This window comes from Streptomyces naganishii JCM 4654, assembly GCF_014650575.1.
Lineage (GTDB): Bacteria > Actinomycetota > Actinomycetes > Streptomycetales > Streptomycetaceae > Streptomyces > Streptomyces naganishii.
On sequence record NZ_BMVF01000009.1, the window covers coordinates 317,075 to 327,546 of the forward strand.

6 protein-coding genes and 1 pseudogene are annotated in these 10,472 nt (G+C 71.6%); 4 read left to right on the forward strand and 3 right to left on the reverse strand.

The annotated features are described in order from the left end of the window. Positions 1 to 38 precede the first annotated feature (38 nt). Entirely contained in the window at positions 39 to 686 is a 648-nt protein-coding gene (locus IE217_RS19230) for a response regulator (RefSeq protein WP_190179137.1), read from the reverse strand. Positions 687 to 708: 22 nt separating this feature from the next. Continuing rightward, on the reverse strand, positions 709 to 1,956 hold the full coding sequence (locus tag IE217_RS19235) for a sensor histidine kinase (protein WP_229865399.1): 1,248 nt from the start codon (positions 1,954 to 1,956) through the stop codon (positions 709 to 711). 155 nt (positions 1,957 to 2,111) lie between these two features. Here IE217_RS19235 and IE217_RS19240 point away from each other — a divergent pair, with 155 nt between their 5' ends. The 3 genes from IE217_RS19240 to IE217_RS19250 all read left to right on the forward strand — a co-directional run bounded on the left by IE217_RS19240 (position 2,112) and on the right by IE217_RS19250 (position 4,963). Then, positions 2,112 to 2,672 (forward strand): hypothetical protein, encoded by a 561-nt coding sequence (locus tag IE217_RS19240; RefSeq protein WP_229865401.1) that lies wholly within the window; start codon positions 2,112 to 2,114, stop codon positions 2,670 to 2,672. 96 nt (positions 2,673 to 2,768) lie between these two features. Continuing rightward, positions 2,769 to 3,293, forward strand: a complete 525-nt coding sequence (locus IE217_RS19245; protein WP_190179105.1) for a PH domain-containing protein — start codon at positions 2,769 to 2,771, stop codon at positions 3,291 to 3,293. After that, on the forward strand, positions 3,290 to 4,963 hold the full coding sequence (locus IE217_RS19250; RefSeq protein ID WP_190179106.1) for a PH domain-containing protein: 1,674 nt from the start codon (positions 3,290 to 3,292) through the stop codon (positions 4,961 to 4,963). The genes IE217_RS19245 and IE217_RS19250 overlap by 4 nt, the downstream gene beginning before the upstream one ends. A 120-nt stretch (positions 4,964 to 5,083) precedes the next feature. Here IE217_RS19250 and IE217_RS19255 read toward each other — a convergent pair whose 3' ends face one another. Then, positions 5,084 to 6,205: a nucleotide disphospho-sugar-binding domain-containing protein gene (locus IE217_RS19255; protein WP_190179107.1), complete on the reverse strand. Its 1,122-nt coding sequence runs from the start codon at positions 6,203 to 6,205 to the stop codon at positions 5,084 to 5,086. A 433-nt stretch (positions 6,206 to 6,638) separates the two neighbouring features. Here IE217_RS19255 and IE217_RS19260 point away from each other — a divergent pair. Then, positions 6,639 to 10,472 (forward strand): annotated as a pseudogene (locus IE217_RS19260) (type I polyketide synthase); the annotation flags it as partial.

The following is a 10,472-nucleotide window of genomic DNA, read 5'->3' on the forward strand; positions in this document are numbered from 1 at the left end:
CCGCCGCAGCCGACGTAATCGCACCGCCCCCGCCGCCATCACAGCAGCCCTCGCTCGAAGGCCGTGATGGCGGCGGCGGTGCGGTCCGTGACGTCCAACTTCCGGTAGGCCCGCAGCAGATGGGTCTTCACGGTCGCCTCGCCGATGAACAGCTTCCGGCCGATCTCCGCGTTCGTCAGCCCTTGGCTGACCAGCCGCAGCACCTCGCACTCCCGCTCCGACAGCGGCGGCGCGTCCACCGTCCTGGCCCGCACCAGCTTGCCCGCCAGCGAAGGCGTCAGCACCGTCTCACCACGGGCCGCGCCCCGCACCGCGCTCACCAGCTCCGCGCGCGTGCTGCCCTTGAGCAGATAGCCCGCCGCACCCGCCTCCACCGCGCGCAGGATGTCCGCGTCGCTCTCGTACGTCGTGACGATGACGACCTTGCAGCCCGGGCACTGGCGCAGGATGTGCCCGGTCGCGGCCACCCCGTCCATGTCGCCCATCCGCAGGTCCAGCAGCACGATGTCGGGATTCAGCCGCGCCGCCAGCGCGACCGCCTCCTCACCGGAGCCCGCCTGCCCGACCACGGTGATCCCGTCCGCGGACTCCAGGATGGCGCACAGACCCTCCCGCACCACCGGATGGTCGTCGGCGAGCAGGACCCGCAGACCGTCCCCGGCGCCCTGCCCGGTGTGCTCCGTCATCGCCTTCTCGTCCGCCTTCTCGTCACTCACCGGCGGCCTCCGCGCCGGCCGCCGCCAGCGGCACCGTCACCTCGACCGCCGTACCCCTGCCGGGCCGGCTGGAGACGGCCGCCGTCCCGTCGATCTCCTGCACCCGGGCCCGCATGCCGCTCAGCCCGAAGCCCTTCTGATCCTCGCGCATCTCGAAACCCTCGCCGTCGTCGCGCACCGTCAGCCGCACCGCGTCCGGCGCGTAGGACAGCACCACGTCCACCCGACGGGCCTGCGAGGCGTGCTTGCGCACGTTCGCGAAGGCCTCCTGCACCGTACGCAGCAGTACCACGCTCACCGCCATCGGCAACGGCACCTCCGTGCCCTCCACCGCGCACCGCACCGCGAGACCCGTCTGCGCGACCAGGCCGTCGGCCTGCCGCCTGACGGCCTGCACCAGCGAACTCTCCCGCAGCGACGGCGGAGACAGCGCGGCCACGAACTCCCGCGCCTCCACCAGACTGTCCTTCGCCACCCGGCCCGCCAGATCCAGATGCCGCTGCGCCAGCTCCGGAGAGACCGCCACCTCCGACTCGGCGGCCTGCACCAGACTGATGATGCTCGTCAGCCCCTGCGCCAGCGTGTCGTGGATCTCCCGCGCCAGCCGCTCCCGCTCCGCCGAGACGCCCGCCTGCCGCGACAGCTGCGCCAGCTGCTCCCGGCTGCACCGCAACTCCTCGATCAGCTCGGCCCGTTCGCGGCTCTGCCGCACCACCCGCGTGATCCACAGCCCCTGGAGCACCGACAGCGCTATGCCCAGCAGCGAGGTGGGCAGCACCGCGCCGATCTGCCCGCCGGTCAGCCACACCACCGTCACCGGCACCAGGTTGGCCAGCAGCACCACCGCGATCGCCGACGTCGTGGGCAGCGCCATCATCAGCATCGGCACCACCGCGAACAACGCGAACGACGCCGCGACATCGCACGCGGTGGCCACCGCGAACAGCAGGAACAGCCCCACGCCGAACACTACGTTGCGCGTTCCGAACACCCGCGACGGGCTGGCGTGCACCATCAGCTGACGGCCCAGCGCCGCGTACCAGGGCACGCCCAGCGTCAGCGCGCCGATCGCCACCGCCCGGTACGTCTGGTCGCCGTCGGTGATGAACAGCAGCACCGTGGTGACGGCGTAACTGATCGAGAAGTAGCCGTCCCACAGCGCGAACCAGCGATTGCCGGCCTCGGGGGGCCGGCCGCCGCCGCTTCGCTCCGCGACGTCCACCTGGGTGTGAGTGCGCACAGGACAAGTCGTACCACCCACGGCCCCGCGTCGTGTCCACCGGTCGGTGGACAGCCGGTTCCACCGATCGGTCGTCCCGGCGTACACCCGCCCCCGCCTACGTTGAGTACAGCGGCGCAGGCAAGTGCGCGCAACCACGAAAGGCCACACGTCCCATGAGCCCGTTCCTCACCGCGCTCATCGCAAGCGCGACCATTCTCACCATCATCCTGGCCACCGACCTCGGACGCAGGAAAGTCACCAACATGCGGATGCTGCGCTCGCTCCTCGCGGTCGCCATCGTCATCGCACTGTTCGTGCACTCCCTGCCCACCGCCGGGAACGACGTGTCGCTTCAGCTGGTCGGCATCGGTGTGGGAGCCATCTGCGGACTGATCGCCGGCGCCCTGCTCCCCGCGCACAAGGACGCCTCGGGCCAGATCTACACCACCGGCGGCGTCGGCTACGCTGTGCTCTGGATCGTGCTGTCCAGCGCCCGCGTCCTGTTCGCCTACGGCACGGAGCACTGGTTCCCCCAGGGCATCATCAAGTTCAGCATCGACTACAAGCTCAGCGGCCAGGACGTCTACGCCAACGCCTTCGTCTTCATGTCGCTCGCCATGGTGCTGGCCCGCACCTGTGTCCTCCTGGCCCGCCGCCGCCGGCTGACCACCGAGGGCCACGCGGCCACCGCCCACGACCGGTCCGGACAGCACGCGGGCACCGCCACGCGGTGACCCCCTGACCCGAACCCACCCCCGACCGGCCGTACCCCGCGAAGTGGAAGCAGTGAACCAGTGGCACACGCGACGGAAGACTCGATGAGGCAGGCGATGGGGCACCAGACGCGGCATCAGACGCGGCCCGGCGACGAAGTGAGGCTCCGCCCTCCCCGCCACCGCGTGGAGCGCCGGGCGGTGGCCTGGTGGACCACCCAGGCCTCCGTCTTCGCCCTCCCCCTCCCCATCGTCTTCGCGGTGCTCTACCTCTTCATCCCGCCCGCCCGCACCTGGTTCGGCTGGTGCCTGGTCGCCACACTGGTCCCCGGCCTGCTCTACATGGCCGTCATGCCGGCCTGGCGCTACCGCGTCCACCGCTGGGAGACCACCGGGGAAGCCGTCTACGCCGCCTCCGGCTGGCTGTGGCAGCGCTGGCGCGTGGTGCCCCTGTCCCGGGTCCAGACCGTCGACATGCTGCGCGGCCCCATCCAGCAGATGTACGGCTTGTCGGGAGTCACCGTCACCACCGCCTCGGCCGCCGGCGCGGTCAAGATCAAGGGACTCGACCGGCGCACCGCCACCGACCTCGTCGAGCATCTCACCCAGTACACCCAGGCCACGCCGGGAGACGCCACATGACCCAGCAGACCGCCGTGGACCGCCCCGTCGACGCCGACCCGGCCGAGCCCTGGCAGCGCCTCAACGCCCGCCTCATCCTGGTGCAGTTGAGCATCCTCGCCGCACCGGCCGCCTCCTTCGCCGGCACCTTGCTCATCACCGGCGGCACGCTCAACCTCCAGGCACTGATCACCCTCGGCTCCCTGCTCATCACCGCCTGCGTGATCACCGGCATCAGCCTCATGCGGTTCCTGACCACCCGCTACCGCATCACCGGTGACCGCATCGAACTGCGCTCCGGACTCCTCTTCCGCAGCCACCGCTCCATCCGCCTGGACCGCATCCGCGGCGTCGACCTCACCGCCAACCCCGTCCACCGCGTCTTCGGACTCACCTCCGTCCGCATCGGCACCGGCGACCAGACCTCCTCAAGCCGCCGCCTCTCCCTCGACGGCGTCAGCAAGGCCCAGGGCGCCGAACTGCGCCAGCGGCTCCTCAGCCGCCGCGACGCCGTCACCGGCCACCCCAGCGACGACGACGACCACACCATCGCCGACCTCGACTGGGCCTGGATCCGCTACGCCCCCCTGACCATCTGGGGCGTCGGCGGCGTACTCCTCGGCGTCGGCACCGTCTACCGCACCCTGCACGAGATGCGGATCGACCCGCTCGAACTCGGCTTCGTCAAGGGCATCGAACACCGCTACGGCTCCGTGCCCCTGTGGTTCGGCGTCCTCGTCACCGTCGTGATCCTCGTCGTCATCGGCGCCGTCGGCTCCACCGCCACCTTCACCGAGGGCTGGTACGGCTACCGCCTCGAACGCGAGGACGGCGGCACCCTGCGCGTCCTGCGCGGCCTGCTCGTCACCCGCTCCGTCACCATCGAGGAACAGCGCCTGCGCGGCGTCGAACTCGGCGAGACCATGCTGCTGCGCTGGGCCGGCGGAGCACGCCTCAACGCCGTCGCCAGCGGCCTCGGCGACCGCGACGAGAACCGCAAGCGCCGTATGCTCACACCCCCCGTGCCCCGTGCCGAAGCCCTCCGCGTCGCCGCGGACGTCCTGGGCGAGAGCCAGTCGCCCACCTCGGCCGCCGAGCTCACCCCGCACCCGCGCAGCGCCCTGCGCCGCCGCGTCAACCGCGCCCTGACCGCCACGGTCCTCATCAGCGCCGTACCGGCCCTGCTCGGCGCGCTGCTGTGGACACCCCTGCTCTACGTCGCCGCCGCCTGCGCGGTGGTGCTCCTGCCGGTCACCCTGGCCCTCGCCCACGACGCCTACCGCACCCTCGGCCACGGCCTGCACGGCCGCTACCTCGTGACCCGCTACGGCACCTTCTCCCACCGTACGGTCGCCCTCCAGCGCGAGGGGATCATCGGCATCGGCGTCTCCCGCTCACTGTTCCAGCGCCGCTCCGGACTCCTCACGCTGACGGCCACCACGGCCGCCGGGGACCACAAGTACAAGGTGCGGGACGTGACCGTCACCGACGGGCTCGCGCTCGCGGAGAAGGCGGTACCGGGGCTGCTCGCGCCGTTCCTGGAGCCCGCTGGGGCCGGCTCGTACGGCGGGGCCGCCGCGTCAGGCGGGGCCGGCGGGGCCGGCGGGGGTTCGCACGGCGGGCCCATTGGGCACGGATTCGCCGGGCGGGCCCGCTCGTCCGGACACGGCGGCCATCGACGCCGACGCTGAGACCCGGGCCGGCTCCTCCGCCGACGGGAGCCGGCCCACCAAGACCAACTGTCACATCCCCCGGGAACCGGAGGGGCGACCTCCCCGTCGCCCCTCCGCTTCCGGTTCGCGTACGGCGGCTCAGCGGGCCGCCAGCTCCTCCAGCCGGGTGACGAGCGCGGCAGGCGTCGGCATCCCCTCGATCTCCTCGCGCACCTCCGCCGCGACCGTGCGCATCTTCTCGTCCGACAACAGCCGCCGCAGCAGCTCGGCGTCGATCTCCTCGGCCCGCGCGCTCAGGCCCGCACCGCGCTCGTGGACGGCGGCCGCGTTCACGAACCGGTCCGCGCCGTCCGGCAGGATGATCTGCGGCACCCCCGCGTTCAGCGCCGCCAGCGTGGTCCCCGAACCCCCGTGGTGCACCGCGCCCGCACACGTGCGCATCAGCACGGTGAGCGGCACCCAGCCCACCACCCGTACGTTGGGGGGCAGTTCACCCAGGGCGCCGGTGTCGACGTCGCCGAGCGCCAGCACGAACTCCGCGTCCACCGACTCCGCCGCGGCCAGCAGCCGCTGCACCGGACCGAGCCCCGTCACGTACACCGACGCCGTCCCCAGCGTCACGGCGATCCGCGGCCGCTCCGGCCGCTCCAGCACCCAGTCCGGCAGCACCGCCCCGCTGTTGTACGGCACCGGCCGCATCGACCAGCCGTCCGGCTCCGGCTCCACCATGCTCGGCGGCGCGATGTCGACAGTCGTGACCCGCTCGGGCACCCCCTCCACACCGTGCCGGCGCATCGTCGCGCCGAGCTGCGCGAGGGTCAGCGCCCGGATCTCCGCCCCGCGGGCGAAACCGAAGTTGTGCTGCACCGCGGGCACACCCAGTTTCTGAGCGGCTATCAGGCCCGAGACGAAGATCTGCTCGTAGACCACGAGATCGGGCCGGAACGCCTCTGCCGTACGCACGATCGCGTCGGCCAGATGGTCGTTGAGATGGGCGAACAGCTGAATGCCGGCCAGCGGATCGGGCCCCTCGGGATTGCGCACCCGGGCCAGCAGATCCGGAACGGTCTCCTGGAAGAAATTCTCCATGTCCAGGCCCGGGGCGACATCCGCCACGTGCAGACCGGCGTTGGCTGCTTCCAGACCGGTGCACCCGGTGGCCACCAGCACCTCGTGACCCGCGGCCCGCAGCGCCCAGGCCAGCGGAACCGTCGGGAAGACATGACCGATGGCCGGATACGAGACGAACAGCACGCGCATGAGCACGCGCTCCCTTCTGAATGAGTCCGCGACTGGTGAATTCCAGTCGTATTCTTGACTTTTCCTTCTTGCTCAGCGCATTCTCGACGGGGTCCCGGGAGGCCGTCAAGGCGATGAATAGGGCCTCAAGATAGGGGTTACTAGGGGGTTTGAAGGGGTTTCTCGGACACCCCGCCCATGGCAGGCTGCGAAATGGTCGTTGGATTCTGTCTGCCAGGGTAAATGGAGCGCGTTGATGAGTGGATCCGAGGATTTCACGCCCGAGCACAACGACGTGAAGGACCTGGGTCCCGGCGGCGACGCGCCGACGGACCGGCCGATCGGGGATCTGCCGGCGGAGCACGGGCCGGCTGCCGATGGGCGGGCTGGGGAGAGGCCGGTCGCGGCGGATGGGCCGGTCTGGGACGGGCCGGTTGCGGACGGGCCGTCGTGGGCCGAGCGGCTCGGCGGGATGTCCGCGGCCGAGCAGGAGCAGGTGCTCACCGACTGGGTCACCACCCTCGTGCGCGCTGCCCTGCGCGACAACGCCCCCGCCGCCGTCGACCCCGAACGCCCCTTCCTCGAGCTCGGCTTCGACTCGCTCGCCGCGGTCGACCTGCACAGCAGGCTCACCGCCGCCACCGGCCTGCGACTGCCGGTCACCCTCGCGTTCGACCACCCCACCCCGGCCGCCCTCGCCCGCCTCCTGCGCACCGAGATCCTCGGCCTCGCACCGGGCGCCGGCGACACGGGCCCGGACACCGGCGCCGCCTTCGCCGTCCCGGCGGACGACGAGCCCATCGCCATCGTGGGAATGGGCTGCCGCTTCCCCGGCGGCGTCCACTCGCCCGAGGACCTCTGGCAACTGGCCATTTCCGGCACCGACGCCATTTCCGAATTCCCCACCGGCCGCGGCTGGGATCTCTCCTCGCTCTACGACCCCGACCCCGACAACCCCGGCACCAGCTACACCCGCGAAGGCGGATTCCTGCACGACGCCGACCAGTTCGACGCGGGATTCTTCGGGATCTCGCCGCGTGAGGCGCTGGCGATGGATCCGCAGCAGCGACTGCTCCTGGAAACCTCCTGGGAGGCATTCGAACGCGCCGGAATCGACCCCGCCGAATTCCGGGGTAGTCAGGCCGGCGTATTCGTCGGCGCCGAGACCCAGGAATACGGCCCCCGCCTGCACGAGGCCGAAGAGGGCATCGAGGGCTACCTCGTCACCGGCAACGCGGCCAGCGTCGCCTCCGGCCGCATCGCCTACACCCTCGGCTTCGAGGGCCCCACCGTCACCGTCGACACCGCCTGCTCCTCCTCCCTGGCCGCCCTGCACCTGGCCGTCCAGGCGCTGCGCCGCGGCGAGTGCTCCATCGCCCTCGCGGGCGGCGTGGCCGTCATGGCCGGCCCCGGCTCCTTCATCGCGTTCAGCCGGCAGCGGGGTCTCGCGCCCGACGGCCGGGTGAAGGCCTTCGCGGCGGCCGCGGACGGCACGGCCTGGGGTGAGGGTGTGGGCATGCTGCTCGTGGAGCGGCTGTCGGACGCCCGGCGCAATGGTCATACGGTGCTGGCGGTGGTGCGGGGGAGCGCCATCAACCAGGACGGTGCGAGCAATGGTCTTACGGCTCCGAACGGTCCTTCGCAGCAGCGGGTGATCCGGCAGGCGTTGGCGTCGGCGGGGTTGTCGGCTGCGGATGTGGATGCGGTGGAGGCGCACGGTACGGGTACGACGCTGGGTGACCCGATCGAGGCGCAGGCGCTGCTGGCCACGTATGGGCAGGGGCGGGGCGAGGGGCGGCCGCCGCTGTGGCTGGGGTCGCTGAAGTCGAACATCGGGCATGCGCAGGCGGCGGCCGGGGTCGCGGGTGTCATCAAGATGGTGATGGCCATGCGGCACGGTGTGCTGCCGCGCACCCTGCACGTCGATGAGCCGTCGCCCCATGTGGACTGGTCCGCCGGTGCGGTGGAGTTGCTGACCGAGGCACGGGAGTGGCCCGAGACGGACGGCCGCCCGCGACGGGCGGGTGTGTCGTCGTTCGGTATGAGCGGCACGAACGCCCACACCATCATCGAGGAGCCGCCGGCTGAGGAGCCGGAGGAGAGCGATGAGGGCGACGAGGGCGAGGGAGGCGCGCACGGTGGCCCTGGGGCCGCGGAGGTGCTTCCTGGCCCGCTTCCGTGGGTGCTGACCGCCAAGACGCCGGCCGCCCTGCGCGGTCAGGCGGAACGGCTGCTCGCGCGACTGGCCGCCGAGACCCAGCAGGCCGACTCCCGTCCGGCCGACATCGGTTACTCGCTCGCCACGAGCCGCGCCGCGTTCGAGGAGCGGGTGGTGCTCGTCGCGGGCGACCGCGAAGGCTTCCTACGGCAGTTGAGCGCCCTGGCGGGTGACGAGTCCCCGGCAGTCGGGGTGGTCAGGGGCGCGCGGACCGCCGGCAAGCTGGCGTTCCTGTTCACGGGGCAGGGCAGCCAGCGGCTGGGCATGGGCCGCGAACTGTACGAGACCTATCCGGTGTTCGCGGACGCGCTCGACGACGCCCTGTGGTACCTGGACGAGCAGCTCGAACTGCCGCTGCACGACGTCATCTTCGCCGAGCCGGGCTCGCCCGAGGCCGGGCTGCTCGACCGGACCGAGTACACCCAGCCGGCGCTGTTCGCCATCGAGGTGGCGTTGTTCCGGTTGCTGGAGTCGTGGGGTGTGCGCCCCGACTTCCTGTCCGGGCACTCCATCGGTGAGGTGGCGGCGGCGCATTGTGCGAGTGTGCTGTCGCTGGAGGATGCGTGCACGCTGGTGGCGGCGCGTGGCCGGTTGATGCAGGAACTGCCGGGTGACGGTGGGGCGATGGTGGCCGTGCAGGCCGCTGAGGATGAGGTGATCCCGTATCTGACGGATGCGGTGAGTATCGCGGCGGTCAACGGGCCGGCTTCGGTTGTGGTCGCCGGTGACGAGGACGTCGTACTGGAGATCGCTGCCGTCTTTCAGGGGCAGGGGCGTAAGACTCGGCGTCTTACGGTCAGCCATGCCTTCCACTCGCCGCACATGGACGGCATGCTCGCCGAGTTCCGGCGCGTGGCGCAGGTGCTCGAGTTCGATACGCCTCGGATCCCGATCGTGTCGAATCTGACCGGCGGTGTGGTGTCGGCGGAAGAGGTGTGCTCGCCCGAGTTCTGGGTGCGGCATGTGCGGGAGGCCGTGCGGTTCCTCGACGGTGTGCGGGCGCTGGAGGCCGAGGACGTCACGACGTTCGTGGAACTCGGTCCGGACGGCGTGCTGTCGGCCATGGCGCAGGAGTGTGTCACCGGGGACGGCCACGCCTTCGCGCCCGCACTTCGCCGGGACCGGGACGAGCGGGAAGCGGCGATCTCCGCCGTCGCCCAGGCGTACGTCCGTGGCAAGGCGGTCGATTGGCGGGCCTTCTTCGCGGGGACTGGTGCGCGGCGGGTGGACCTGCCGACGTATGCCTTCCAGCGGGAGCGTTACTGGCTGGAGATTCCGTCTGCGCCGGTGTTGGGTGCTGGCGGGGTGGGTGTTGGTTCGGATTCCGTTGATGCCCGTTTCTGGGAGGCGGTGGAGCGGGGGGATCTGGCTTCGCTGGCGGCGGAGTTGGAGGTCGGTGCTGAGCAGCCGATGAGTGCTGTGGTTCCGGCGTTGTCGGCGTGGCGTCGGCAGCGGCTGGAGCAGTCGGTGGTCGATGGCTGGCGTTACCGGGTGGTGTGGCGGCCGGTGACGGAGCGGGCGGCCGGGGTGCTGTCCGGGACGTGGTTGGTAGTTGTGCCCGCCGAGGCCCAGGGCGGCGGTCTGGCCACCGCTGTGACCGGCATGCTGTCCGCTCGCGGCGTCGAGGTCCGGACGGCCGTGCTGGAGGCGGGACTTGGCCGCGAGGCGGTTGCCGAGCGGCTGCGGACCGCTGTGTCCGATGGCGAGCCGGCTGCCGGTGTGGTGTCGCTTCTCGCCGGGGGCGCGGCCGGTGGTGTCGTCGACTCGGCGGTGCTGGTGCAGGCGTTGGGTGATGCCGGTGTCGACGTGCCGTTGTGGTGTGTGACGCGGGGTGCGGTGTCGACGGGGCGTGCGGATCGGTTGGGTGGTGTGGCGCAGGCCGGTGTGTGGGGTCTGGGTCGGGTGGCGGCGCTGGAGTATCCCGGGCGTTGGGGTGGTCTGGTGGATCTGCCGCTGGGTGATGGTGCGGTGGATGGGCGTGTGCTGGGCCGGTTGGCGGGTGTGCTGGCGGGTTCGGGGGGTGAGGATCAGGTCGCGGTGCGGGCGTCGGGGGTGTTCGCTCGCCGGTTG

What these genes read in the sequence shown, in the direction of transcription:
- IE217_RS19240 (WP_229865401.1), top strand. Translation starts at nt 2,112, where the DNA reads ATGAGCCCGTTCCTCACCGCGCTCATCGCAAGCGCGACCATTCTCACC.
- IE217_RS19230 (WP_190179137.1), bottom strand. Translation starts at nt 686, where the DNA reads ATGACGGAGCACACCGGGCAGGGCGCCGGGGACGGTCTGCGGGTCCTG.
- IE217_RS19255 (WP_190179107.1), bottom strand. Translation starts at nt 6,205, where the DNA reads ATGCGCGTGCTGTTCGTCTCGTATCCGGCCATCGGTCATGTCTTCCCG.
- IE217_RS19250 (WP_190179106.1), top strand. Translation starts at nt 3,290, where the DNA reads ATGACCCAGCAGACCGCCGTGGACCGCCCCGTCGACGCCGACCCGGCC.
- IE217_RS19245 (WP_190179105.1), top strand. Translation starts at nt 2,769, where the DNA reads ATGGGGCACCAGACGCGGCATCAGACGCGGCCCGGCGACGAAGTGAGG.